Origin of the sequence: Pantoea sp. EKM10T, assembly GCF_011800685.1 — a bacterium.
Lineage (GTDB): Bacteria > Pseudomonadota > Gammaproteobacteria > Enterobacterales > Enterobacteriaceae > Pantoea > Pantoea agglomerans.
Map to the genome: position 1 here is coordinate 259,121 of NZ_JAALEU010000001.1, position 25,955 is coordinate 285,075.

The following is a 25,955-nucleotide window of genomic DNA, read 5'->3' on the forward strand; positions in this document are numbered from 1 at the left end:
TTTATGATTAATCGGCTGTCAGCGTGCCAGCATGATGTCATTGACGATCTGCTGAGAGGCCACCGCATCCTGACGCCCGATGGCCGCCAGTAACGCCGCGTTGTCGTGCAGCTGGTCACAAAGCCTCAGCAGACGGGTCACGGTCGCAATATTGCTTTCTGCTTCACGGATCGGGTCAAGACCGCTGGCATCCGGGAAGGTATCGAAGTAGTAGGCACCGCGGTAGCCATCACGCTGCATCTGCCAGAGAAACTCCAGCGTGGCGCGTGGGTTAACTGAGCCGACCATCAGGCCGTCATCACGCTTGCCCCAGCCGTCATTAAGGTCCAGCCCCAGCAGCCGTGAGCGGCGCGCCACCATGGCAGCGGCGTAAGCCGGGATCTCATTGGCAAACAGTACATGAGCAAAATCCAGTGTGATCCCCAGGTTGGCGCAGCCCGCCTCTTCCACGGCCAGCAGACAGGTGGTGGCGTTGGGAAAGATGCTGTAGGCGCGTGGCTCATTGGGTTTATATTCGATGCTGACGTCAACGTCCGGTGCATACTCCGCCACTTCACGCACGGCGCTAACCGCATCCTCCCAGATCTTCTTATAGTCCGCCTGGAAGCAGTAATCGAAACCATCCTGCCCCATCCACAGCGTCATCAGCCGTGAACCAAATTCCCGACCCGCGTCAATGCCCCGTTTGGTCAGCTCAATCGCTTCGCGACGCACTTTCGCGTCGGGATGGGTAAACGCGCCGATTTTGAACTGCGGCGCGTCCCAGCGCATCTGCATACCGTTAACGGCCAGACCCGCATCACTGATCGCCTGGCGCAGTGTGGGAATATCGCTGGTGAGATGTTGCGGAAAGTTGAGGTCGAGATGCGTTAAGCCTTTGACCTTGCCTGCACGGGCAACCATCTGCAGCACAGAGGGCTTGCCCTGCTGATCGGGCCAGTAGAGGTGCGCCCCCGAGGCGAAAGAGTTAAGACGGGTAGCAAATTTCAGTTCCGACATGAGCATCAATCCTTCAGAGTGCGTATTGTGAAGTACTTTTCGTATTCACGATTAATTGTGAAGTCATATATTAATCTACGCCTCGCGGCTTAATGCGCAAGTCTGTCAGGCAGGAGAAATCGTTAAAGCGGGAGCGCTGTCACGAAATGGTTTCGATGCGTTATCAGATGATGTGAATGCGGAGATGAAAGAATTGAGATGAAATACAACAGGTTGTCGTGCGAAGCCAGGTGTGAGATCTGACAGGCAGAAGCATAAAAAAAGCTGAGCGCCAGGGCGGCGCTCAGCGGGTCGGTTTTTTAAAAAATCACTTCAGACGGAAAGCGACAACGCTGTCGCCCGCCGTGGTGCCGAGCGAGCCGTGGCCGCCCGCGGCAATTACCACATACTGCTTGCCATCTTTGCCCATAAAGGTGGATGGCGTGGCCTGCGCACCCGCGCTCAGTTCAGTCTGCCACAGCAGTTCGCCGGTGGTGCTGTCGTAAGCACGGAAGAAGTTATCTGCCGTTGCGCCGTGGAACACCAGATCACCCGCCGTCAGCAGCGGTCCGCCGTGCGCCACCATACCCATCGGGAAACCGAGCGGGAAGCGGCCAGGCAGGAAGCTGGTCTTGAGGTTTTTGGTGGTGCCGACGCGACGCAGCCATTCGGTTTTGCCGGTGGTCAGATCCACACCGACCATCCGTCCCCACGGTGGCGCGATGCAGGGAATACCCAGACCCGACGCCATCTGCTGGATGTGGATAGCGTAGTCACCGTGGAAGTTCTCATTCCAGTACGGCGTACCATCTTTGGTGAAGGTACGCTGGGTTTCGGTTTCCGGCGTGCGTCTGATGAGGTTGTATTTGTAAGCCAGGCGCACCGGTGCCGCAATCAGCATCTGACGCTGTGGATCAACCGCTACTGAACCCCAGTTAAACACCCCGATGTTGCCCGGGAAGATCAGCGAGCCTTTCTCCGTTGGTGGCGTCCACGGGTTACCGTCATAGCGCAGCTCACGGAACGTGGTGCGGCAGGCCATCTGGTCAAACGGCGTAATGCCCCACATTGACTTCTCAGTCAGCGGCTGCGGAATGAAGTTCAGGCTGGAGACCGGCTGTGTCGCCGCATACTGCTCGCCTTTAATACCATCCGTGGAGACCTTAACCTGCTCTACCGGATAAACCGGTTCGCCGGTCAGGCGGTTCAGCACAAACAGGTTGCCGGTTTTGGTCGGCAGGATCACCGCCGGTTGCGGTTTGCCCTGATAGTTGATGTCCACCAGCGACGGCTGTGACGGGTTATCGCGATCCCAGAGGTCGTGGTTTGAACTCTGATAGCGCCATTTGAACGCACCAGTTTTCAGATCCAGTGCCACCAGCGCATCACGGAATTTTTCAGTGTTGCTGGCGGGATCGCGTTCCAGTCCCACTTCATCCGGCGAAGCGTTACCAAACGGCACATAGACCAGGCCGTTTTTCAGATCGGCGCTCAGGGTGGCCCAGGCGACCGGGGTATCCTGCGGATAGGTTGCCCCTTCAGCGACCGGTGCGGTGTTATCCGGGTTAGCCGGATCGAAGTTCCACACCAGACGACCGCTGACGGCATCATAGGCACGGATCACACCTGATGGATTACCGCTGTTGAAGCCGTTATCCATCACCGAACCGCCGACAATCACCAGGTTGCCCGCCACCAGTGGCGCGGCAGTCTGCATCAGCGCGTGCGGACGCACCTCGCCCATGTTGGCGCGCAGATTCACCACACCGTTGTCACCAAAGTCAGCACAGGCTTTACCGGTATCGGCATCCAGCGCCAGCAGGCGGGCATCGGTGGTGGCATTGAAGATACGCTTGCGGCAGATGGCCGGCGATGCGCCCGTCTGCGCCTGCGCCTGCTGACCGGCATCGAAGTAGCTCACGCCACGACAGGTCTGGTGCTGCTGCAGATAAGAGCGGTTTTTATCCGGCGTCGTTTTCCACTTCACCGCACCGGTTTCCGGGTCAAGAGCATGGACTTCGTTGTGCGGCGTACAGAAGTAGAGCATGCCGTTGGCTTTCAGCGGTGTCGCTTCAAAGGTGTATTCGGTCGCATCATCACCCTGACGCAGGTCGCCGGTGTGATAGGTCCAGGCCACTTCAAGATCTTTCACGTTATCTTTAGTGATCTGCTTCAGCGCCGAGAAGCGCTGGCCATCTGTGGTTCCGCCATAGGCGCTCCACTCTTCAGCGGCACCGCCGGTCGCAGAGGCGTTGCGCGGCGTATTAATGGCGCCCTGCTGCGGCAGCGGATCGTAGAAGCAGAGACCGATGACCAGCAGCACCATCAGGACGACGGAACCCCCGAGGAAAGGATGGAAACGACGCTGCCCCTGATAGAGCGGACGCACTACCCACGGCAGCGCCAGCCAGAGACCCAGCACGCCAAACAGGTCGCCGCGCGGGATCCACTGCCATTTGTCGAAGCCCACTTCCCAGATAGTCCAGAACAGAGTGATCCACATCAGCAACGCATAAAGCGTCAGTGCACTGCGTTTGTTCATCAACAGCAGAATCGCGCTGAGCAGAACGCCCACGCCCATCAGCGCATAGAACGCGCTGCCTCCTGCAAGCAGGAGTTGTCCTCCCATGTAAATCAGGGCGATAGCAAATATCACCATGATTATACTGGTTATTTTATTGATCATGATCCATCCTCGGGTCATTAGCGGCAATTGAAAGGTTAAGCTGGAAACATAAATTCAACGAGATTTTAACTTACGCACGAAATATGTAAAAACGTGTATAAGCGTTAATCATTAGAAATATTTATTATAAATGTCACCTGTTAATGCGGTCAGGCCGCTTTTTTTACTTTCTGAAGGGCTGATTACGGGATATCCATCACAAAAAATTAACCATAGGCTGCTAACGACCGCACCTTTTGTTCAAAGGCGATTAATTAACAGACAAGCCGCCCTTCTGTAACGCCAGCTAAAGTGTGCCCGACGAAAGTTTTTCAGAGTCAAATAATCATAATGGTTTATTAACTCTGCTCTGAAATAACTCTTATTGCTGAAATCGGGAATGTTACTGCCCTGCTGTTATTATTGGCGGCTTCATCAACGCTGGTGCGGTGTCGCTGCTGTTCAAATGATTTAATTGTGCCAGCCTGAACGCGTTTTTTATTATTTTCCTGAAAAATAACACTCAGGAAATAGATTAATGAACAAAGGGATTTTGCCGATGAAAACGATTTCAGATATTCCGTAGCATGACGCTTATTTTATCTGTGATATATATCAGCTCTCTTATATTCGTTTATCCGGCCAGCAGGCGGGATTTTTCTGGCAGCAATAAACCAGGCAGGTTAACTATGACCGCACTTCATGCTATTTATCGCAAGTTTCGTTTCCCTTTTAAGTTTCTTAATGCTGCCATTCGCTATCCTGCCGCGCAGGCACGGGTAAAGCGTTATTCCGTCATGTCGATAGAAGAGACTGTCGATCTGTTATTACGTAACCCACAATTATCTCTGGCCCGTTATGGCGACGGTGAACTGGAAATGACCTGGTATAAAAATATCGGTTTTCAGCCATTTGACCCGAATCTCTCTGCACGGCTCAAAGCCTTGCTGCAGCAGGATTCAGGAGCCAACCCGAACTGTCTGATCTGTCTGCCGGATGCCTTTCGTACCACCCGTAATATGCGGGGCGGGTCGGCCCTGTTCTGGTTCTTCCATAAATCATTTTATTTTAAATATTATGAGGGTCTGCTGAATAAACAGTACCAGTATGGAAATACCTCGGTGACCCGTCCCTATCACGATTATAAAGGCAAGCAATTATCCCGGACGATATTTGATAAGTTTAAACAGCTCTATCAGGGCCGCCGGGTATTAATTGTGGAAGGCAGTGGAACGCGCCTGGGATTAGGCAATGATTTACTGGAGGGAGCCAGCGAAGTGAAACGTATTACGACGCTGAACCGTAATGCCTTTTCCGTCTATGATCGTCTGTTTGATACCGTTTTAAAGAATGCCGTCAACTTTGACCTGGTCTTGATTTCATTAGGGCCGACCGCAACCGTGCTGGCATATGATTTAAGTCAGCACGGTATCCGCTGTATTGATAGCGGCCACGTCGATATTGAATATGAGTGGATGCTGGCCAGTGCCACCAGCAAAATAAAAGTGGACGGAAAAAACGTCAATGAGGCGGGCGTACTGCTGAGTGAACAGACTACGGTGGCAGATGCGACTTATCAGCAGCAGATTTTACAACACGTTGGCGAAATACCCCAGGTCGGGACGGCTGATACAGAAGCAGTCACGCAAGCCGTGGTTATCCCGCTGCCACACGTCAGCCCCAACCATCATAACGCCGCCTGAGCCTCACCACCGACAGGCAGCGGCTGCACCGCATTGAAGCGCAGGCGAATTATTAGCGGGATCAGTTAACCCCCTTCGGAGCGGGCTCAGGGGCCCGAATTCTGTGCTTGTCCGCGGTTTGCCGGATAAATACCCTTTCCGGCATCAATTTTGCTTCTGCTCTCCTGAGACATTTAATCAGGAGAAGTGAGATGACAACCAGCCGTTACCGTTACACCATATTTTCACTGCTGTTCCTGATCGCCCTGATCAACTATATCGATCGCGGCGCCCTGTCGTTTGCGGCCAACGCCATAGCGGCGGAGTATCACTTCAGCAAAGTCCAGCTCGGTGCAGTGCTGGGCTACTTTGGCTTTGGCTATCTGTTTGGTTCGCTGTGTGGCGGCTTTCTTGCCGACCGTATCGGCACGAAAAAAGTCTGGCTGCTGGCAGGCGTACTCTGGTCGCTGCTGGAGATCGCCACCGCCTGGGCGGGGGAACTGGGCATGGCGCTGTTTGGCGGATCCGCCATTATGGGCTTTGCTGCCCTTCGCATTATGTTTGGTTTTTCCGAAGGCCCGGCCTATGCGCTGATGAACAAGGCGATTGCTCACTGGGCACCCGATAATGAGCGCGGCTTTGCGCTGGGCATCGGCCTGCTCTCGACCCAGGTTGGCGCGCTGCTGACCGCCCCGATTGCGGTGGGCCTGCTGCTGCTGACCCATGACTGGCGCATGATGTTTATCCTGCTCGGTGTTTTCTCCCTGCTGGCGATGGCGCTGTTTGCCCGCACCTTCAGCGACAGCCCGGAGAAAAGTCCACATACCAACGCCGCAGAACGTCAGCTTATCCAGACCGGTCAGCGCCGCAGCGCTGGCGACAGCGTACCACTGCCCTGGTGGCGCTTCTTTACCAGCCGCACCCTGGTCTGCAACGCGCTGGGCTACTTCTCATTCCTCTACATCACCTTTACCCTGGTGACCTGGATGCCGAAATATCTGCAGGATAATTTCCATTACGACCTGCACTCACTGTGGTACGTCGCGATGATCCCGTGGAGCGGCGCCTGTATCACGGTGCTGCTGGGCGGTCGCATTGCCGATGCCCTGCTGGCTCGCTTCCGTAATCTGCGTCTGGCGCGCAATCTGTTTGCCGCCGTCACGCTGTGCGGCACCGCCTGCTGCTTTATGGCGATCCCCTATGTGCAGTCGGCTGCGGGGATTATTGCACTGATGACCCTGGGCAATGCGCTGAATGCACTGGTAAACAATGTCTACTGGTCGGTGGTGATTGATGTCACCCCTAAAGCGTCGGTGGGTACCTACAGTGGCATGACGCTGGCGATAGCCAATCTGGCAGCGATTATCTCTCCGATGCTCTGCGGCTGGCTGGCGGAATATTACGGCTACAACGCGATGTTTACCGTCACCGCGCTGATCGCCTTTGGCAGTATGCTGGCTATGACACTGCTGCAACCGGAGAAGCCGCTGGTGGCAGAGGCGCAGACCGGCGCAGCGGACGTTTCTGCCGCCTGATCTTAAAAGAGGATTTCCTGACACGCGGGTGATCACACACCCGCGAAGAGTGACACTCCCTGAAAGGCAGCCCCTCAGGCGGCCTGACCTTGTTATTGGGCGGGATAAATTGACTGTTCGGGGATGCCCCGACGATCCCAGCGGCTGGCGATCAGCCATAACAGTGCCGTCGCAAACCATCCGATGATCCACGAGACATCATTACCGGCAAAAATCCAGGTCAGCGATCCATGGTGCAGCGGATTATCGATAAACGGCAGTTGCACCAGCACGCCCAGAAAATAGACGGTAATACCGGCCAGGTTCCAGCGTCCATAGCGCCCGTCCGGCTGCGACAGTGCCGGGACATCAACCCTGCCCCTGGTGATCAGATAGAAATCGGTCAGGCTGATCGCGCTCCACGGCACAAAGAAAGCCAGCAGAAACAGCAGGAAGTGGGTGAAGGATTTCAGAAAGGCCGGTTCACTGAGCAGAGCAATGACGCAGGCCAGCGTAACCATAAGCACCACAAACAGAATGCGCCCGCCCCGACTCAGCGTGGTTTGCTGACGGAAACCAGAGACAATGGTGGTCAGTGACATAAAACTGCCGTAGGCGTTCAGCGTGGTAAACGTGATTTTTCCAAAGCAAATGGCGAAATAAATCACCATGGCCATAGTCGCCGTGCTGCCCATGCTCACGATGTAACCGACCTCATTGCCTGCAAACGCACTTCCGGCAATGGCAGCGACAATCACCCCCAGCGTCATTGAAGCCTGCGTGCCAAGTACGGTGCCAAAAAAGACTGAACTGAAGAGTTTCTTTGCAGAGACATCAGCTGGCAGATAGCGTGAATAGTCAGAGACATAAGGACAGAAGGCAATTTGCCAGGATGAAGACAGGGAGACCGCCAGCAGGAAATTTGCCGGGGTAAAGTGCTGATTCTGCCACACGGCTGATAAGTCATGCGCAGAGAACAGCGTGATAAACAGATAAGCAAAGGCTAAAACGCCAATGACGCTCGCCAGCTTGCCCAGTTGATGAATCACGCGATAGCCCAGCACCGCAATGATCACGATGAGGATGCTGAACAGGATCATCCCGGTTGAATGACCGACATGGATAAGTTTAGCCAGCGCCTGCCCGGCTAATACTGTCCCGCTGGCTGAAAATCCCACATACATAATGCACACCAGCACCAGAGGAATAACAGCACCAAACACGCCAAACTGCATACGGCTGGTGATCATCTGCGGTAAACCCAGGCGCGGACCCTGGATCGCATGCAAAGACATGATCGCTGCACCCAGAATCTGCCCCACCAGTAAGCCGATAAGAGACCACACGACGTCTCCACCCAGCACCACGGCCAGCGCACCCGTGACAATAGCCGTGATTTGCAGATTGCCACCAAACCAGAGCGTGAACTGGTTAAAGGGATGACCATGACGTTCACCCAACGGGATGTAATCAATGGAGCGGGTTTCTGACAGGCCCTGTTTCTCTGAGCCTGAATAATCTGATACAGATGATTTGACCGACATAGATTCCTCGCTGGAACAGTGAGAGACGTGTTGACTGAAAGCGTGATTTGCCCAATCCAGGGTTGAGAGTACATGTCTATACAAGCAGCGATATTGTCATGCGCATCGGGAAGTTACAAGGCAACCGGTCATTGGAAAATGTGATGATATCGACAGGCCTGTCATGATGGGGCAGGAAAGGATGAGGGAGCGCGGGGACCTGTTTCCGGGGGATAACGCCTTATGGCGGGGCGTAAAACGGGAGTAAGGCATTTTGTTCGATCACCGCTACAGGCGACAGCGATGATCGGGTAACGCGTACGATGTCAGGCCTGTCAGTTTCAGAGTGTGCGGAAGAGGAAAAACCCTGACGGTTACCCTTTAGCCACTACCCGCTGACGATGACAGTCGGCCGGTTCCAGTTTTTGCCCCTGTGAAGAGATAACCTCCAGGCGTGGCAGCGGCTTTCCTTCCGCATTATCCAGCAGCACGGAGTGGGTTTCGCCCTTCTCAAACAGGTAACGCTCGCCCCACTGGCGCATCGCGACCACAACCGGAAACAGCGAACGGCCTCTTTCGGTCAGGACATATTCGCTGTAGGCGCTGCCGTCGGAGGCAGACGCAATCTCAAACACCCCTATCTCCACCAGCTGCTTCAGGCGTGACGCCAGGATATTTTTCGCCAGCCCCAAATTCCGCTGGAAGTCACTGAATCTGCGGACGTCATCAAAGGCTTCACGCACGATCATCATGCACCAGCGCTCACCTATCGACTCCAGGGTTCTGGCGACCGGACACTCGCTGGTTCTCAGGGATTCCTGCTTAGCCATGCTCTTCTCTCACGCTGCCTGTCTCATGATGGCAGTTTAGCCACTCCGAAAAGAAGTTGCAAAAAAAAACCAGCCCGGTTAAAGATATCGCCAATCCAGTTTCAAATAAAAACCAGAAAGGAAAGCAACATGACCTGTACGATTGGCAAGGCGCGTGATCCTGAAGCCGATTCGCCCCCAGCCGCGATCCCGGTGCTCTCGTCCCGGATGATCTTTTTTTTCTCACTCACCTCTGCGCTGGCGGTCGCCAATGTTTACTCGGCACAGCCTCTGCTGGAGTCGATCGCCGCCAGCCTGCAGGTTTCCCCTGGTACCATTGGCACAGTGGTAACGGCCACGCAGAGCGGCTACGCCCTCGGGCTGGTCTTTCTGGTGCCGCTGGGCGACTGCGTGAACCGCAAAAAACTGGTAATTACCCAGTTGCTGCTGTCCGTGCTGGCGTTAATCACTGCTGCGGTTGCGCCAGACCTGATGACGCTGCTCTGTGCAATGCTGCTGGTGGGATTAATGGCGGTGGTCACGCAGCTGATGGTGGCGTGGGCCGCCATGCTGGCATCGCCAGAACAGCGCGGACAGGTGGTGGGCAGCGTGACCAGCGGCATCGTGATCGGCATCCTGCTGGCGCGGTTTGTTTCCGGGATGATTGCTGACCTGGCGGGCTGGCGGGCGGTCTATCTGACGGCTGCCTGCCTGTTACTCCTGATCTCGCTCATCCTGGCGAAAGTGCTGCCCGCCACAGCAGGTCAGACGCGGCGCACATCTTATCCTCACCTCTTATTGTCTGTTTTCCGTCTCTTCCTTACGGAACCGCAGCTGCGCAGACGCGGGATCCTGGCGCTGCTGATTTTTGCGGCCTTCAGTATGCTCTGGTCTTCGATGGTACTGCCACTTACCGGCCTGTCACTGTCACACACCCAGATCGGGATGTTCGGCCTGGCCGGACTTGCCGGTGCGCTGGCGGCCTCCAGAGCAGGTGCATGGGCTGACCTGGGCCTGGGGCAGCGTGCCACTGGCTTAGCCCTGGCGTTGCTGACCTTCTCCTGGCTGCCGATAGCCGCGCTTCACACCTCGTTACTGTTGCTGATTTTCGGGGTGATCCTGCTCGATTTCGCCGTCCAGACGGTACATGTGATTAATCAGAGCCTGATCGTGGGCGCCCGACCCGAGGCGGCAAGTCGTCTGGTCGGCGCCTATATGTGCTTTTACTCGCTGGGCAGTGCGCTGGGGGCTATAGCCGCCACTCAGCTTTATACGCATTGGGGATGGCAGGCTGTCTGCTATGCCGGTGCAGCGGTCAGTGCCTCTGCCTTTCTCTGCTGGTCAGGAGTTCGTCACTCATGAAATTAACGCATCTGCTGCTCGCCGTCATGATTACCGCCATCTGGGGGGTTAACTTTTCCGTTATCAAGCTCGGCCTGCAGGCGGTCGACCCGTTTATCCTGGCAGGTATCCGCTTTACGCTCTGCGCCCTGCCAGCGCTGTTCTTTATTAAGAAACCGGACGTGCCGTGGCGCTACCTGATCAGCTATGGCCTGGTCTTCGGGATTGGCCTGTGGGGTCTGGTAAATCTGGGAATTAAAACCGGACTGTCGGCGGGCATCGCCTCGCTGCTGCTGCAGTTCAGCGCCTTCTTCACGCTGCTGCTCGGTGGCTGGGTATTTAAAGAGCGTCTTAACCGCTATCAGATCGCCGGGTGTGCGCTGGCCTGCGCCGGTCTGCTGAGCATTTTTTTCATTACCGATGGCTCGGTGACGTTTTCCGGCATGCTGCTGGTGCTGGCAGGCGCGGTCGCATGGAGTATTGCCAATATCATCAATAAAAAAGCGGGCACCCGGCAGGTTTTTGCTTTTCTGGTCTGGTCGAGCGCCTTTGCACCCATTCCACTCTTCCTGCTGGACGGGCTGGTCAATGGCAGCGCGGGCTATCACGCACTCTTCACCCAGCTGGATGTGAAGGCGGTGTTGTCGATAATGTTTCAGGTCTATCCCAATACCCTGCTGGGCTACTGGGTGTGGAACTGGCTGCTGAAACACTATCCGGTTTCAACGGTCGCGCCACTGTCGCTGCTGGTACCGGTGTTCGGCATCCTGGGTTCAGTGGCGATATTTGGCGAAACGGTTTCACCTCAGAAAATCGCCGCGCTGCTGCTGATCGTCGCCGGACTGGCCGTCGGGCTCTATGGGCAGCGGGTTGTGCGCTATTTAGGCGTACAAACCGGCTGACGGCGCCGTGGGGTGGCTATGCACCGTGCCGCTGGCAGAACGCTTCGATGTCACCGTGCTGAAAATCGGGCAGATTCGCCAGCAGTTTCTCCAGCGGCCAGTTCCACCAGGCAATGCGCTGGAGACGTGCGGCGATAGCCGGTGTAAAGCGCACCCGCAGTGGCCTGGCCGGAACACCGCCCACTACGCTGTAGGGCGCGACGTTTTTCGTCACGACTGCACCCGCTGCCAGCACCGCACCATCACCAATGGTGACGCCAGGCAGCACAATTACGCCGTGACCTATCCACACATCGTGACCGATTATCACCCGATCGGCGCGACGGGCGGAAAAGAAGCCCTGATCGCGCCGGGCGTCGGGGTGGTAATACTCCGGGCAGTAGGTAAAGCGATGCTGGGAGGCGCGGTCCATAGGATGATTCGGCGCGCCAATGCGTACCTGATTAGCAATGGCGCAGAAGCGCCCCACCTGAGTATCGGCCAGGCAGCAGTGTTCACCGACATAGGAGAAGTCACCCAGCTCACTATATTCCAGCGTGCTGTGCGCCAGGATCTCACACTGCTGACCCACAGTGGTTTCGCGCATCTTCACACTCTCATCAATCCAGGTGTGCGCTAATCGGGCGGGCATAACGGCGGCAATGGACATAAAACTCCCGGTCTGGATAAGCAGCGCCCCGGCGGCGTGCTTTGCCGCACCACCTTACCCGCCTCCGATGACAGAGAATTGACAAAGAAAAAAGGCGGAGTGGTTAGCTCCGCCTTGTTTCAAGTTCCGGTTAACCTGCGTGACCGGTCAGTTGCATAAGGGCAACGATGATCTGCAAGATGACCCGGATAAGATCCAGAATCAGCTTAGTCAGTTCCATCACTTTCCTTCTCCTTTTACAGGAGCGCGCTGTTCGGCAACCAGGGCTTTGACTCTACCCGCCGGGCGCCTAAGCACATCTTTGTGGAGAGAGCTGAGCGGCACTCATGGTTAAAGCCACAGGCCAGCACCACCTGATGCCTGCCGGGATTTTAAAACCGTGCCCCTGGGAGCGGCCAGTCGACAATGAGGCGATGCTCAACACTCAACACCTGTATAAACATACAGCATTTTGGCGAAACTTGAAATCCTTAGCCGCACATTTTACAATCTTGTTTGTGGAGAGTGCTGAGCACCTCGTTCGCAGCGCGGTTACCAGCCGGGTAGCGAACAAAAAATAAAGGATTTGGCGAAATGCCAAATCCTTTTTTTATGCCTGCTTTCTGCTTAAAAAAGCAGCGCAATGCTTACTTCGCGGCGCTGATTCGCCACACGGTATTACCCGCATCGTCAGCAATCAGGACACCGCCCTGTTTGTCGCTGGCCAGGCCGACCGGTAATCCACGCACCTGCTTTTCGTCGTCCGTCAGGAAGCCCGAGACCACCGTCTGCGGCTGACCCACCGGCTTGCCGTTTTCAAATTTCACCCACACCACTTTGTAGCCATTCAGCGGCGTACGGTTCCAGCTGCCATGTTCACTGATAAACGCACCGCCCTGGTATTGCGGCATGTTATCTGCGCCGTAGAACAGCAGCCCCAGCGGAGCGACATGCGAACTCAGGGCATAATCAGGCTTAATCGCTTTCTCAACCAGATCGGGACGCTGCGGTTCGGCACGGGTATCCACATGCTGACCAAAGTAGCTGTAGGGCCAGCCATAGAAGCCTTTGTCCTGCACTGAGGTCATGTAGTCAGGCACCAGATCGGAGCCGATTTCATCACGCTCGTTGACGATGGCCCACAGTTTTCCGCTCTGCGGTTCCCACTGTAAGCCGGTCGGATTGCGCAATCCGCTGGCGTAGATCCGGCTGGCACCGCTGGCCGCGTCCACTTCCAGCACCGCGGCGCGGCGATACTCTGCGCCAATGCCGTTCTCGGTGACGTTACTGTTGGAGCCGACACCCACATAGAGCTTGCTGCCATCGGGGCTGGCCAACAGCGCTTTGGTCCAGTGGTGGTTAATCGGCCCGCCCGGCAGTTCCGTCACCTCTTCAGGCGCGGTGCGGATCTCCGTCTCCCCTTCGCGATAGGGGAACTTCACCAGGCTGTCGGCATTCGCGACGTAAAGCGTATTGCCAATCAGCTGCATACCAAACGGCGAGTGCAGATTCTCAATAAAGCGGTGCTGCTCCCATTTGCCATTGACGTTGCGCAGCAGCGTAATCCGATTGCCGCCAGCGCCGCCCTTACCTGACGCTTTCTGCACAATGCCCATGATCAGCTGTTTAGGCCGGGTGGTGGGTTTGGCCGGGCCGTTGGATTCCGCCACCAGCACATCGTTATTCGGCAGCACATAAACCTGACGCGGATGCTGCAGATTGTCAGCGATCTTTTCGATTTTCAGCCCGTCAGCCACTTTTGGCATTTCGCCCGCTTTCCACGGCGTGCCTTCCGGCACCTGCATCGGCGGCATAAAGAAGTTCTGTGCCTGCGGCAGTTCAGGATTCGGTCCGATCTGCTTTTGCGGATCGACAAGCGCACCATCATCACAGCCTGCCAGCAGTGCTGTCAGGGTAAGCGCGAGCAACGTTTTATGCGGTATCTTCATGGTGGCTCCTCCTTAAGCGCTACGCTGACGTAACGCAAGTTGCACATTCGCCAGCAGCAGCAGCGCTACCACCAGCGTCGAAAGCGTCACGCCCAGCGGGATGACAGCGGCGGCATCACGGCTGTGAATAAACGCATTGACGATAGCGATCACAATCGCCACCAGCCAGAGCCAGAAATGACTCTTTTCCGCACTGTCACTGCCGCGGAACAGATAAACCAGCGCGATGAGTCGCGGCACAATCGCCAGTATCAGTCCCAGCGCAATCAGCCAGCCTGCGGCATCCGTCCAGAACAACACAAAGGTCTGGCTATAGAGAATATCGAACAGCCAGGCCGCGACAAAAAAGCCCAGCGGCACCGGCTCCAGCAGAGCGTACAGCGTCACGGCAAAGGCCGATCTTCCCAGGGTATTGCGCATGTTTCTCTCCATTTTTAACGTGAATGCGGACCGCGTCAGACGTCGCGCTGCTCAGAGCAACTGACTCCGCGCCTGTAAAAGATTAGTAAATCTGAAGAGAAACAGAGGGTTTATTCGGGAGGAATTGCAAATCAGGCGGATGACGTCCCTGTCATCGCCGGTCAGTCAGGGTTTATCAGCGGGTAAAGTAACCCAGTATCCTGGCTGATAAGGCAGCGGCAGGAACTTCTCGTGGAACGTGCGGAAGGTGGCGTCCGGATCCAGATCGGCAAACAGATCGGGATGCAGCCATTTCGCCAGCGCCTGGATAGCCACAAACTGGTAAGGGCTGTCGTAGAACTGATGCCAGATGGCGTGGACATTGCCGTTGTGCGCCACCGGCAGGGTTTTAAAAGCATCGCGCATCATCAGCCCCTTAAGACGCGCGGTAGCCTCGGTGACATTGGCACCCGGACCGACGCCGACCCATTTTCCCACGGTATTGTAATTCTTCCAGTTAGCGCCGGTCACTACCACCACATCCGGCTGGCTGGCGATAATCTGTTCCGGGTTAACGGTGCCGAAGGTGCCAGGGATGAGATCTTTAGCGATGTTACGACCGCCCGCAATCTCAACCATCTGACCAAAGTTCTCATTGCCAAACGACATGCAGCACTCGTCGCTGTAGCCGCCTGCACGGTCAATCATCACTTTCGGGCGGTAGCCGGTAAAGTTCTTCAGACGCGAGGTGACAAGGTCAATCTGCTGCTGGCGGAAGGTGATAATTTCCTGAGCACGCGCCGGCTTGTTCACCAGTTCGCCCATGATGCGGATACTTTTCTCAGCATTCACCATCGGCGCTTCGCGGAAATCGATAAACACCACCGGCACGCCTACTGCCTGCAGTTTTTCAATCAGTTTGCCTTCATCGGTGGCGGCTTTAGATTCCAGATTCATCAGCACCAGATCGGGCTTCAGGGTTAACGCCTGCTCGACGTTGAAAGTGCCATCTTTCGCCCCGCCAAAGGTCGGTAATTTTTTAATTTCCGGATAGCGTTTTTCGTAAGCCTGATAGCCGTCCCAGTCCGCTTTCGGGAAGTCGTCACGCCAGCCAATCACCCGTTTAAACGGGGCATCGGGTTCAAATGCCGCCAGCAGATACATCTGACGGCCCTCACCCAGAATAATGCGTTTTGCCTCCTGCGGCACCTCGACCTGACGGCCTGCGACATCGGTAATCAATTTGGCCGAAGCCGTCCCTGCCAGCGTGAGCAGCCCCAGCGCTAAAAACCATTTTTTCATTGTAAAAACCCGCACAAATGATAATGAGAATTATTAATGTAAAGCGGCGTTACTATCACCTAAAACAGTGGTCAGGGGAAGTCATCCGGTTAAATGTTTTTTGCTGCAAGGTTAACTGGCGGAGTTGCACTCAAAGTGATCCCTTGAGAGGAAAAAGCGCAGCGTGTCGCTGCTCACAAAACGGTCAGCTTTCGTGAATATGTTCACAACACCCTGGGCAGTTGCACACATATTAGCCATTAATCGTATCGTTTTGGCTAATGCGTTAATGAATTGTGAAGGCTAGATTGAAAATGAAACAGCGTTTTAATAATTCATCAGGACAGACTGCCACAGGAGCTTAACCGTGAAGATCAGCGCCATTGATGTCACCCTTTTTACCTATCCCACCCAACGCTGCGCCGACAGCGCCGGACACTCCCATCCTGGCCCGGAAAATGATGCGCAGATGGCGCTACTGACCCTGACCAGCGAGGAAGGCGACTGTGGTTACGCCTTTGCGCCGCCGGAAGTGGTGCGATCCCATGTGGTTAATGCCTTTTTCCGCAAAGTGCTGATCGGTCAGAACGCCTTTGACCGGGAGCGTCTCTGGCAGGATCTGGTGCACTGGCAGCGCGGCAGCGCCCATCAGCTCACCGAGCGGGCGCTCTCCGCTGTAGAGCAGGCATTGTGGGATCTGATTGGACGGAAGCTGAAACAGCCTGTCCATAAACTGCTGGGCGGCTATCGCGAGAAGATCCCGGCTTACGGCAGCACCATGTGTGGTGACGAGCTGAGCGGTGGATTATCAACGCCGGATGAGTATGCGCAGTTCGCGGAAAAGCTGGTGGCACGCGGGTATCAGGCGATCAAGCTGCACACCTGGATGCCGCCGGTCTCCTTCGCCCCCAGCCCGGCGATGGATATCAAAGCCTGCGCGGCGGTGCGTGAAGCGGTGGGCCCCGATATCGCGCTGATGCTGGATGGCTACCACTGGTACAGCCGCAGTGACGCGCTGACCATCGGCAAGGCGCTGGAAAAGCTTAATTTCGCCTGGTTCGAGGAGCCGATGGAGGAAGAGAGCATGGCCTCTTACGCCTGGCTGGCCGAAAACCTCTCTATCGACGTGCTTGGTCCGGAGAGCCTGGGCGGTAAACATCACAGCCGCGCCGACTGGGTGCGTGCCGGAGCCTGCGACATTCTGCGAGCCGGTGCCAATGGCGTAGGCGGCATCTCGCCCACCCTGAAAGTGGCGAATCTGGCTGAAGCCTTTGGTATGGATTGCGAAGTGCATGGCAACGGTGCGGCCAGCCTGGCGGTGGTCGGAGCGATCCGTAACTGCCGCTGGTATGAGCGCGGCCTGCTGCATCCCTTCCTGGATTATGAAACACCGCCCGCCTACCTCAACAGCCTGATCGACCCGATGGACGATCAGGGATTTGTCACCCTGCCCACCCGCAGCGGGCTGGGTGAGGATATTAACTTCAGCTGGATTGAGACGCACACGCTGAACCGCTGGTAAATCGCACTACCGAAGTACGGCAAACAATAATAACCCCGTCGCCCACCTGCTGCCGGCCATCCCGGTGGCCCGCAGCAGGCAGAGTCGTAAACGGGAAAACCTCTGACCTGCTGGACTTTACCTATGACCCTGACACAACGATGTGGCGCGTGGCTGATCACGCTGCTGGTGCTGACGGGCAGCGCGTCAATCCAGGCAAAGACCCCGGATGACCAGCTGATCGTCGGCATGAATATGAATAACCTGCTCACCCTGGATCCGGCCGCTATGACCGGCAACGAAGTGGTCGGCATTGTCGTAAATCTCTATGACGGACTGGTCGAGCTGAACCCGCAGCAACTCACCGAGGTGCGCCCGGCGCTGGCGGAACGCTGGTCAGTCAGTCCGGATAACCGCACCCTGACTTTTCACCTGCGCGACAACGTCAGGTTTCACTCCGGCAATCCGCTGACCAGCGCCGATGCAGTCTGGTCGATGCGACGGGTGCTGCATCTGAACCTGGCGCAGGCGTCGGTGTGGAAATCGTACGGTTTCAGCCGCGACAATGTAGACCAGATGATTACCGCGCCCGACGACCACACGCTGGTGATCACCCTGCCCAGACCTAACGATCCGCAACTGGTGATCTACTCGCTGGCGGCGCTGGGCAGCATGGTGGTGCTGGACAGCAAAACCGTGCAGCAGCATGAGGTGGATGGCGACTGGGGCAACCGCTGGCTCACGACCCATGAAGCGGGCTCCGGCCCGTTCCGGCTGGATGTATGGCAGGCAAAAGATGTGCTGCGCATGAGTCGTGCGACCGATTACTGGCGCGGCGAGGCGAAGATGTCGCGGGTGGTGTTCCGCCATCTGCAGGAGTCGCAGACCCTGCGGCTGATGATGGAGAAAGGCGATCTGGATATCGCCAGCAACATGGCGATCCCCGACGTGCGCGCCCTGCGGCACGACCCCGACCTCACCATTGATGCGGTAAGAAAAGGAACGATCTACTACCTGGCGATGAGCATGAAAGATCCGCACTTCGACAATATCAAAGTGCGGGAGGCGGTACGCTACCTGGTCGATTATCAGGGCATCAATAAAAGCCTGATGACCGGCTATGGCGAGCTGCATCAGCGCCCGATTCAGGCTGGCATGCCCGCCACGCTGCCCGATCCCGGTTACCGGCTCGATGTGCCGCGCGCCCGCGCACTGCTGGCTGAAGCGGGTTATCCGGACGGCTTCGACACCACGCTGCGGGTGCTGGCCGATCAGCCCTTTCTGAACATCGCCATCGCCGTGCAGTCGACGCTGCTCCAGGGCGGGATCCGCGCAAAAATCATCACTGGCACCGGTAACCAGATCTATGGCGCGATGCGCGATCGCCAGTTCAGTCTGCTGGTCGGGCGCGGCGGCAGCGGCGTGGAGCCGCATCCCCACTCCAGCCTGCGCGCGCTGGTCTATAACCCGAATAATGCTGACAGCGCCCGGCTGACCAACTTCCAGGGCTGGCGCACCGGTTTCTACGACGCGCAGCTCAACAGCATGATCGATCAGGCGCTGGTGGAGCGCGACAAAACCCGCCAGCAGCAGGCCTATTACGCCATCCAGCAGCGCTATGACCAGCTGGTGCATGCACTGATGCCGATTTCACAAATGCTCGACTCCGTGGTGGTCAGCAACCGGGTGCAGGCTTATCAGCCGCATCCCTCAGCGACCACCTTCCTCCGCGATGTCTGGAAAACCCCTGAAGCCAAAGCGGGAGGCACCCTATGATCCTGACCCTGACCCGAACTCAGTGCCGCCGCATCAGCCATCGCGCGGTGCAGGTAGTGATTACCCTGTTCGGCCTGCTGCTACTGACCTTTTTTATTGGCCGGGTGATGCCGCTGGATCCGGTGCTGGCGATTGTCGGCCCCGACGCCGATCAGGCCACCTATCAGCAGGTTTATCACCAGCTCGGCTTTGATAAACCGCTGTGGGTACAGTTTGGCATCTACCTTAACGCGCTGCTGCATGGCGATCTCGGCCATGCGCTGCTCACCGGTCAGCCGGTGGTGCATGACATTGTGCGCGTCTTTCCGGCAACCGTAGAGCTGGCCACGCTGGCGATTGTGATTGGCGCAGGACTGGGCGTGCCGCTGGGGGTGCTGGCGGCGGCGCGTCGCAACAGCGTCATCGACTATGTGGTGCGGATGCTCAGCCTGGCCGGTTACTCCACCCCAATCTTCTGGGTCGGCATGATTGGCCTGCTGCTGTTCTATGCCCATCTCGGCTGGGTCGGCGGCGCAGGTCGGGTGGACTTCAGCCTGGATGGCATCGTGCCACGTCGCACCGGCTTTATGCTGATTGACGCCCTGCTGGCGGGCAACAGTCAGGTGTTCTGGAATGCGCTGAATCATCTGGTGCTGCCCGCCTCGCTGCTCGGCTTTCACTCCATGGCCTATATCAGCCGCATGACGCGCAGCTTTATGCTCGCGCAGCTGTCGCAGGAGTTCATTCTGACCGCGCGGGTCAAAGGCCTGACCGAATGGCAGGTGATCTGGCAGCACGCCTTCCGCAATATCCTGGTACAGCTGCTGACCGTGGTGGCGCTGGCCTATGGCTCGCTGCTGGAGGGCGCGGTGCTGATTGAAACCGTCTTCTCCTGGCCCGGCTTTGGCTCCTACCTCACCGGCAGCCTGATGCTGGGCGATATGAATGCGGTGATGGGCTGTGTGCTGGTGGTGGGTCTGATTTTTGTGCTGCTTAACCTGATCTCCGACCTGCTCTATCAGGTGTTCGATCCGAGGACCAAAGTATGACGATCTCTTTTGACGCTGCGTCTGTGAGTCATTCCCGTGAGCGGCTGGTGCGCTGTCAGCGTTTTGCTGCCCGCTGCGGCTATTTCCTCTGGCGCATGGCCTGTAATCCCCTGACCGCAATTGGTGGCGGTATTGTGCTGCTGCTCTGCATCGTGGCGCTGTTTGCGCCCTGGATCGCGCCGTATCACCCGCTGGTTCAGGATCTGAACAATGCGCTGACGCCTCCCGGCGCGGCCCACTGGTTCGGCACCGACGAGTTTGGCCGGGATATCTTCAGTCGCCTGGTGTGGGGCGCACGCATCACGCTCTACATCGTGCTGCTGGTATCGATCACCGTCGGGCCGCTGGGCCTGCTGCTGGGCGTCACCGCCGGTTATTTTGGCGGCAAAGTCGACGGCGTGCTGATGCGCGTCACCGATATCTTTATCTCCTTCCCGAGCCTGGTACTGGCACTGGCCTTTGTTGCCGCGCTGGGGCCGGGTCTGGAGCATGTGGTGATCGCGATTACGCTCACTGCCTGGCCACCCATAGCCCGTCTGGCCCGCGCTGAAACGCTGTCGCTGCGTCAGGCGGACTTTATCTCGGCGGTGCGCTTACAGGGCGCGTCGCCGTTGCGGGTGCTCTGGAAGCACATTATTCCGCTCTGCCTGCCGTCGGTGATCATCCGCATCACCATGAACATGGCGGGCATTATCCTCACCGCCGCCGGGCTGGGGTTTCTCGGGCTGGGCGCGCAGCCGCCGGATCCGGAATGGGGCGCGATGATCGCCAGTGGCCGCACCTACATGCTGGAGTGCTGGTGGGTGGTGACCGTTCCCGGTCTGGCGATCCTGATTAATAGCCTGGCATTTAACTTCTTAGGAGATGGCCTACGTGACCTGCTCGATCCCCGCAGTGAGTAACGCCTCGCCGTTGCTCGACGTGCGCGATTTGCACGTGAACTTTGTTAACGGACGCCAGATAACCCCGGCGGTGCGTGGCGTCTCCTTTCAGCTCGGTCAGGAGAAGCTGGCGATTGTCGGTGAGTCCGGCTCCGGTAAATCGACCGTGGGTCGCGCCCTGCTGCAGCTGCATCCGGCTAAGGCGCGCATTGAGGCGAGCCGGATGCAGTTTGGCGATATCGACCTGCTGCACGCCAGCCCGGCAGAGATGCGCGCCATTCGTGGCAAACGCATCTCGATGATTATGCAGGACCCGAAATATTCACTGAATCCGGTGATCCGGGTTGGCGAACAGATTGCCGAAGCCTGGCGCAGTCACCATCGCGGCCAGAAATCGGCGGCACGTCAGCGGGCGCTGGCGATGCTGGAGGAGGTGCAGATCCGCGATCCTGAACGGGTATATCAGCTCTATCCCCATGAGATTTCCGGCGGCCAGGGGCAGCGCGTGATGATCGCCATGATGCTGATCACCGAGCCGGAACTGGTGATTGCCGATGAGCCCACCTCTGCGCTGGATGTCTCGGTTCGCCTGCAGGTGCTTGCGCTGCTGGATGATCTGGTGAAAGCGCGCGGTCTGGGACTGATTTTTATCAGTCACGATATCAATCTGGTGCGTAGCTTCTGCGATCGGGTGCTGGTGATGTATGCCGGGCGCGTGGTGGAGTCGCTGGCCGCCAGCGAACTTGACCGCGCGCAGCATCCCTATACTCAGGGACTGCTGGCAGCACTGCCCGACCTTGATCGGCGGCGCACGCGTCTGCCGGTGTTACAACGTCACGCCAGCTGGCTAACTGACTAAGGAGTTACGATGATTGAGGTGAAAAATCTCAACCTGAGTTTTGGTGAAGAGGGTCGCCGTAATCAGGTGCTGTTCGACGTCAGCCTGCAGGTTAAACAGGGTGAAATCTTCGGGCTGGTCGGTGAGTCGGGCTCGGGCAAAACCACGGTGCTGAAGTGTCTGGCGGGCCTGTTTAATCACTGGCAGGGAGAGCTGACCATTGATGGCCAGCCGCTGGCGCACCGCATCGATCGGGCGCGCTGCCGTCAGGTGCAGATGGTGTTTCAGGACCCTTATGGCTCGCTGCATCCGCGCCACACGCTGGGCGATATCCTTGAAGAGCCATTACAGATTCAGGGTATCGGGCAGCGCCAGCAGCGCGTCGTGGCGATGCTGGATAAGGTCGGGCTGAATCGCGCCTGGCAGACGCGTTATCCGCACCAGCTTTCCGGTGGTCAGCGTCAGCGCGTGGCGATTGCCCGGGCGCTGATTTTAGAGCCGCGCGTGCTGCTGCTGGATGAACCGACCTCCGCGCTGGATGTTTCAGTGCAGGCGGAGATCCTCAATCTGCTCAGCGATCTGCAGCAGCAGGAGAACCTGACCTATCTGATGGTGACGCACGATCTCGGCGTGGTGGCGCACCTCTGCCATCGCGTAGCGGTTATGCAACAGGGCAAAGTGCTGGAGACGCTGGATGTGCCGACGCTGGTGGCCGACCGGGCCGCGATGCCCTACACCCGGATGCTGGTAGAGGCGAGTCGTCATTACAATCCGGCGCTGGCGCAGCAGAGCTGACGTTCAGCTGATGTCGGAAAAGAGAGAATAAAAAAAGGCCGGTCAGACCGGCCTTATGACCCCGGATGCGTTAGTGGGTCAGCTGACGCACAAAAGCGACGATTTCCTGATTTTTGCCATGCTCAAACAGACACTGCTGGAAACGTGGGCCACTAACGGCAGTACGCACCAGTTCAGGGTCGATGGCGCGCAGCGTGTCGAGGTAGTTCTCTTTGATCACGGCAGCTTTGACCTGATTCAGCAGACCGGCATTACGCACCTGCGGCTCTTTACGCTCTGGCGGATAGCCATTGCCCTTCTCGCCGGTGAAGGCTTTTTCAAAGATAAAGCGCAGGTTAAGTTCAGCGCCCCAGCCAAAGCCTTTGGCGAACGGCAGAGATAAGGCATTACCGTTGTTGATCTGGGCAAACAGGTAGGCATCCGCCGGATCGATACAGTAGCCGCAGACGACGCCCGGGTGAATGTTAAGCGACATCAGCGCGCCCTGCCCGGTGCCGCAACCCGCGACCACGAAATCCACGGCCTGGCTGTTGAGCAACACGCTGGCCTGAATGCCGAGGTGAATATAGGTCAGGTGGTGATCCTGCTCATCGCTCATACCGACGTTGAATACCTGATGGCCCAGCGGCTGTGCGACGCCTTCCAGTTCTTTCAGCACGGTAACGTTTTTAGCGGCCTGGCTGTTTTCCATCATTAACGCGATTTTCATGATCTACCCTTATAAATTAATTGAAACACCGTTTCATTTTAGTGAAAAACCACTAAAGTGCATAAACTAATTCACCCGAGTGCTGTGAGATCCATCACAAAACGGTCACCGCAGCAGGGGCAACCGCAGGAGGATTGCGATGTTTATCTACCATAAAGATCGACCACTGGAAGATCTGGGCAACGGCGTGACCCGCCGCGTGCTGGCATACGGCGGCACTATGATGGCGGTAGAAGTGTTTTTTGAGAAAGAGGCTGTCGGCCCGCTGCATCACCATCCCCACGAGCAGCTGACCTATGTGCTGAGCGGACGTTTTGCCTTCACCATCAATGGTGAAACGCGTGAGGTGGGCGCAGGAGATACGCTCTACAAAGCGCCCAATGTGGTTCATGGCTGTGTCTGTCTTGAGGCGGGCACGTTACTGGATACGTTTACACCGCAGCGCGAAGATTTCCTGACCGCTAAATAGTGCAGGCGGCCCGGTGGGCCGCCTGTTGACCTGACGCAGGACTGACCTGGTTTTTCCCGCCTCCGCATCCTGCTTCAGGCCCGCAGAATTTTTCTGAAATTCCTTCTCCCGCTAACTTAATGATTAGCTGACATTTACGCCGCAACCGCGCTGCGCTTAGCTTCGTCCTGAAAATCAATCGGGCAGATTTCTGTACAAATTCCGGATCGTTGTATAAGTTTAATAGCAACAGCAGAACATTTTTTAACCCGAAACAGGACAATACTATGCCAATGCAAAACACCCTCACGTTGCCGGTGAATCACAGTGGCCCGATCAAAAATGAGTTTAGTTCATCGTTTGCGGTGTCTGAACAGGACAAACTCAACTTTCTGATCGAAGAGTTACTGGAAGCGGGCAAGGAAAAAAGCTGTATGGAACTGCTGCGCCATCTGGCATCCGCAGACAGTGCAGAAGAAGAGGCATGCTGCCGCGAACTGCTGACGTTGCTGATGGCACAAAAATGAAGTCAGTTGCCAGCTGTTCAGCGCCAATTCCCCCCTTTCTGAAAGCGTATCTGATATTGCACTCAACGCCTGACCGCACTTCCCCGTTCAGGCGTGTCAACATGCCCAGCGAAAGCCGCGGTTTTTTCTGAATGCAGTAACGCCCGCAGCAGCAGAGACTGTTACGCGCGGTAAACCGGGTTTTACTCACCAGCAACTTTTTGCCTCTCATTGCTTATCTCTCCCCTGTTTTGTTAGCCTGAATCCCGCTTCGGCGAGACCTGCTTTACTTTCCCTTCGCGTAATGCGCGCGGTTCACTATCAGGCTGACACAGGAGTGATATGACCATGACTTTTGCCCCCGCCACGCTGCATCTGCTGTGTGGAAAAATTGCCTCCGGGAAATCGACGCTGGCGGCTGAGCTGAGCGCCGCCCCCGGTTGCGTGGTGATCAGCGAGGATCAGTGGCTCGCCGCGCTCTATAAGGAGGAGATGCAGTCGGTGGCCGATTACGTGCGCTATGCGGCAAAACTCAGAAAGGCGATGACGCCTCATCTGGTCGCGCTGCTTAACGCAGGGGTGTCGGTGGTGCTCGATTTTCCTGCCAACACCCGGGCGAATCGCGACTGGATGATGTCGGTGATTAAGGCATCCTCTGCCGACCATCGCCTGCATTATCTGGACGTACCGGATGCGCTGTGTAAATCGCGCCTGCACGCCCGAAATCAGGGCGGCGAACACGCCTTTGCCGCAACGGACGAGCAGTTCGCGCTGATTACCCGCTATTTCGAAGCGCCGCAGGAGGAAGAAGGCTTTAACCTGGTGCGCCACGGTTAATGCCTTCTGGCGCGGGATCTTAAGAGAGGTCGAGTGCCGCGAGCACGTCAGCAATCTGCTGGCAGTGCGCATCGGAGAGCGGCTGCAGCGGGCGCGGCAGGCAGTCGCGTTCGGTCAATCCCAGCAGCCCCGCCGCGGCGCTGATCACCCGGAAACTGCCGCCATGCTGGCGGAACAGCGCCCATAACGGCTGCAGGCGATCGGACTGCGCCCTGACGCTCTGATGGTCGCCTGCGGCCGCCGCTTCGGTCATCGCTTTTGCAACGCGCGGAAAGAGCCCACCGCACACCGAATACCAGCCATCACAGCCCGCAATCAGCCCGTTGGCGGCAGAAGCATCGCCACTGACGCCAATCGATACGGAATCTGGCAGCGTGCCGCGCAGCTGAGCGAGGCGATCGTTAGCCGCAGATTGCTCCGCCGGTACACCAGGAATTTTCACTGACCCGACACCGGAAAGTGCGGCGATCCGGCTCAGCAGCGCATCGGAAAACGTAAAATGGGTGGTGCCGGGATTGTCATAGATACAGACTGGCACCGAGGCGTGTCGCGTCACGGTCTCGAAAAGCGTGAACACCTCATCTTCATTCAACGTCTGATAACCCAGCGGCGGCAGCAATAACGCGGCCGCGCCCGCCTGTTGCGCGTCCTCCGCCAGCGCCAGCACCTCGTCAGTGCCCACCGCACCAATGCAGATCATCACCGGAATCGACTCTGCATGTTCCACCGCCAGTTCTGCGATACGCCTGCGCTGCGCGCGGGTGAGATAGGCGTAGCTGCCGGTGGACCCCAGCACGCCAAGGGAATCGACTTTTGCATCAGTCAGCCTGCGCAGCAGCCGCAAAAAAGCCGCCTCATCGGGCTTGCCTGCCGCAAAGGGAGTAAGGGGGAACGCACTGAGTCCGCTGAACATATCATCTGCTCCATTACAAGATTGCACCGGCTGGAGGTCGCCCCTGCAGCCA

At 57.1% G+C, this 25,955-nt stretch carries 23 protein-coding genes; 13 read left to right on the top strand and 10 right to left on the bottom strand.

Going from position 1 to position 25,955, the window contains the following annotated elements; all coding sequences use genetic code 11:
• Nucleotides 1-18 precede the first annotated feature (18 nt).
• Together HFD95_RS01215 and HFD95_RS01220 are read right to left on the bottom strand one after the other, a co-directional pair.
• Nucleotides 19-999, bottom strand: a complete 981-nt coding sequence (locus HFD95_RS01215) for a TIM barrel protein (RefSeq protein ID WP_022625661.1) — start codon at nucleotides 997-999, stop codon at nucleotides 19-21.
• A gap of 307 nt (nucleotides 1,000-1,306) precedes the next feature.
• Nucleotides 1,307-3,664 carry a membrane-bound PQQ-dependent dehydrogenase, glucose/quinate/shikimate family gene (locus HFD95_RS01220; RefSeq protein WP_010670139.1) on the bottom strand — a complete coding sequence of 786 codons (2,358 nt, stop codon included), beginning with the start codon at nucleotides 3,662-3,664 and terminating at the stop codon, nucleotides 1,307-1,309.
• A 668-nt stretch (nucleotides 3,665-4,332) separates the two neighbouring features.
• On the opposite strand from HFD95_RS01220, the gene HFD95_RS01225 reads away from it, so the two are divergent.
• Together HFD95_RS01225 and HFD95_RS01230 are read left to right on the top strand one after the other, a co-directional pair.
• Nucleotides 4,333-5,346 carry a GT-D fold domain-containing glycosyltransferase gene (locus HFD95_RS01225; RefSeq protein ID WP_132498621.1) on the top strand — a complete coding sequence of 338 codons (1,014 nt, stop codon included), beginning with the start codon at nucleotides 4,333-4,335 and terminating at the stop codon, nucleotides 5,344-5,346.
• Nucleotides 5,347-5,537: 191 nt separating this feature from the next.
• Nucleotides 5,538-6,860: an MFS transporter gene (locus HFD95_RS01230; RefSeq protein ID WP_010670137.1), complete on the top strand. Its 1,323-nt coding sequence runs from the start codon at nucleotides 5,538-5,540 to the stop codon at nucleotides 6,858-6,860.
• 92 nt (nucleotides 6,861-6,952) lie between these two features.
• Here HFD95_RS01230 and HFD95_RS01235 read toward each other — a convergent pair whose 3' ends face one another.
• Nucleotides 6,953-8,383: a cytosine permease gene (locus tag HFD95_RS01235; RefSeq protein ID WP_167429729.1), complete on the bottom strand. Its 1,431-nt coding sequence runs from the start codon at nucleotides 8,381-8,383 to the stop codon at nucleotides 6,953-6,955.
• A gap of 353 nt (nucleotides 8,384-8,736) precedes the next feature.
• A complete protein-coding gene (locus HFD95_RS01240) occupies nucleotides 8,737-9,192 on the bottom strand; it encodes a helix-turn-helix domain-containing protein (protein WP_167429730.1) in 456 nt (151 codons plus the stop codon).
• Nucleotides 9,193-9,321: 129 nt separating this feature from the next.
• Between HFD95_RS01240 and HFD95_RS01245 the strand changes: the two genes are divergently transcribed.
• Both HFD95_RS01245 and HFD95_RS01250 read left to right on the top strand, forming a co-directional pair.
• Nucleotides 9,322-10,533 (top strand): MFS transporter, encoded by a 1,212-nt coding sequence (locus HFD95_RS01245; RefSeq protein ID WP_167429731.1) that lies wholly within the window; start codon nucleotides 9,322-9,324, stop codon nucleotides 10,531-10,533.
• Entirely contained in the window at nucleotides 10,530-11,414 is an 885-nt protein-coding gene (locus HFD95_RS01250) for an EamA family transporter (protein ID WP_167429732.1), read from the top strand. The genes HFD95_RS01245 and HFD95_RS01250 overlap by 4 nt, the downstream gene beginning before the upstream one ends.
• Nucleotides 11,415-11,430: 16 nt before the next feature.
• On the opposite strand, the gene HFD95_RS01255 is transcribed toward HFD95_RS01250, so the two are convergent.
• The 4 genes from HFD95_RS01255 to HFD95_RS01270 all read right to left on the bottom strand — a co-directional run bounded on the left by HFD95_RS01255 (nucleotide 11,431) and on the right by HFD95_RS01270 (nucleotide 15,692).
• Entirely contained in the window at nucleotides 11,431-12,063 is a 633-nt protein-coding gene (locus HFD95_RS01255) for a DapH/DapD/GlmU-related protein (protein ID WP_010244979.1), read from the bottom strand.
• A gap of 626 nt (nucleotides 12,064-12,689) precedes the next feature.
• Nucleotides 12,690-13,991, bottom strand: coding sequence for a sorbosone dehydrogenase family protein (locus tag HFD95_RS01260; protein ID WP_010670132.1), 1,302 nt, complete (start codon nucleotides 13,989-13,991; stop codon nucleotides 12,690-12,692).
• Between the two features lie 12 nt (nucleotides 13,992-14,003).
• Nucleotides 14,004-14,411, bottom strand: a complete 408-nt coding sequence (locus HFD95_RS01265) for a hypothetical protein (RefSeq protein WP_010244987.1) — start codon at nucleotides 14,409-14,411, stop codon at nucleotides 14,004-14,006.
• A 165-nt stretch (nucleotides 14,412-14,576) separates the two neighbouring features.
• Nucleotides 14,577-15,692 (bottom strand): ABC transporter substrate-binding protein, encoded by a 1,116-nt coding sequence (locus HFD95_RS01270; protein WP_033771754.1) that lies wholly within the window; start codon nucleotides 15,690-15,692, stop codon nucleotides 14,577-14,579.
• A 346-nt stretch (nucleotides 15,693-16,038) separates the two neighbouring features.
• On the opposite strand from HFD95_RS01270, the gene HFD95_RS01275 reads away from it, so the two are divergent.
• The 6 genes from HFD95_RS01275 (at nucleotide 16,039) to HFD95_RS01300 (ending at nucleotide 22,490) form a co-directional block, all read left to right on the top strand.
• Nucleotides 16,039-17,193, top strand: a complete 1,155-nt coding sequence (locus HFD95_RS01275; protein WP_010244993.1) for a mandelate racemase family protein — start codon at nucleotides 16,039-16,041, stop codon at nucleotides 17,191-17,193.
• A 123-nt stretch (nucleotides 17,194-17,316) separates the two neighbouring features.
• Nucleotides 17,317-18,948: an ABC transporter substrate-binding protein gene (locus tag HFD95_RS01280; RefSeq protein ID WP_167429733.1), complete on the top strand. Its 1,632-nt coding sequence runs from the start codon at nucleotides 17,317-17,319 to the stop codon at nucleotides 18,946-18,948.
• Nucleotides 18,945-19,976 (top strand): ABC transporter permease, encoded by a 1,032-nt coding sequence (locus tag HFD95_RS01285; RefSeq protein ID WP_010245000.1) that lies wholly within the window; start codon nucleotides 18,945-18,947, stop codon nucleotides 19,974-19,976. The genes HFD95_RS01280 and HFD95_RS01285 overlap by 4 nt, the downstream gene beginning before the upstream one ends.
• Nucleotides 19,973-20,878, top strand: a complete 906-nt coding sequence (locus HFD95_RS01290; protein ID WP_167429734.1) for an ABC transporter permease — start codon at nucleotides 19,973-19,975, stop codon at nucleotides 20,876-20,878. The genes HFD95_RS01285 and HFD95_RS01290 overlap by 4 nt, the downstream gene beginning before the upstream one ends.
• A complete protein-coding gene (locus tag HFD95_RS01295) occupies nucleotides 20,850-21,716 on the top strand; it encodes an ABC transporter ATP-binding protein (RefSeq protein WP_010245006.1) in 867 nt (288 codons plus the stop codon). The genes HFD95_RS01290 and HFD95_RS01295 overlap by 29 nt, the downstream gene beginning before the upstream one ends.
• Before the next feature lie 9 nt (nucleotides 21,717-21,725).
• Nucleotides 21,726-22,490: an ABC transporter ATP-binding protein gene (locus tag HFD95_RS01300; protein ID WP_010245009.1), complete on the top strand. Its 765-nt coding sequence runs from the start codon at nucleotides 21,726-21,728 to the stop codon at nucleotides 22,488-22,490.
• Between the two features lie 70 nt (nucleotides 22,491-22,560).
• Here the strand turns inward: HFD95_RS01300 and HFD95_RS01305 are convergent, their stop codons facing one another.
• On the bottom strand, nucleotides 22,561-23,199 hold the full coding sequence (locus HFD95_RS01305) for an RpiB/LacA/LacB family sugar-phosphate isomerase (RefSeq protein ID WP_003853539.1): 639 nt from the start codon (nucleotides 23,197-23,199) through the stop codon (nucleotides 22,561-22,563).
• Nucleotides 23,200-23,338: 139 nt separating this feature from the next.
• Between HFD95_RS01305 and HFD95_RS01310 the strand changes: the two genes are divergently transcribed.
• The 3 genes from HFD95_RS01310 to HFD95_RS01320 all read left to right on the top strand — a co-directional run bounded on the left by HFD95_RS01310 (nucleotide 23,339) and on the right by HFD95_RS01320 (nucleotide 24,990).
• Nucleotides 23,339-23,668: a cupin domain-containing protein gene (locus HFD95_RS01310; protein WP_163639383.1), complete on the top strand. Its 330-nt coding sequence runs from the start codon at nucleotides 23,339-23,341 to the stop codon at nucleotides 23,666-23,668.
• A 266-nt stretch (nucleotides 23,669-23,934) separates the two neighbouring features.
• Nucleotides 23,935-24,174, top strand: coding sequence for a hypothetical protein (locus HFD95_RS01315; protein WP_064691309.1), 240 nt, complete (start codon nucleotides 23,935-23,937; stop codon nucleotides 24,172-24,174).
• Nucleotides 24,175-24,495: 321 nt separating this feature from the next.
• Complete coding sequence (locus tag HFD95_RS01320; RefSeq protein ID WP_033757601.1) at nucleotides 24,496-24,990, top strand: ATP-binding protein; 495 nt, start codon at nucleotides 24,496-24,498, stop codon at nucleotides 24,988-24,990.
• Between the two features lie 19 nt (nucleotides 24,991-25,009).
• Here HFD95_RS01320 and HFD95_RS01325 read toward each other — a convergent pair whose 3' ends face one another.
• Nucleotides 25,010-25,903 (bottom strand): dihydrodipicolinate synthase family protein, encoded by an 894-nt coding sequence (locus HFD95_RS01325; protein ID WP_045140363.1) that lies wholly within the window; start codon nucleotides 25,901-25,903, stop codon nucleotides 25,010-25,012.
• Between the last annotated feature and the right edge of the window lie 52 nt (nucleotides 25,904-25,955).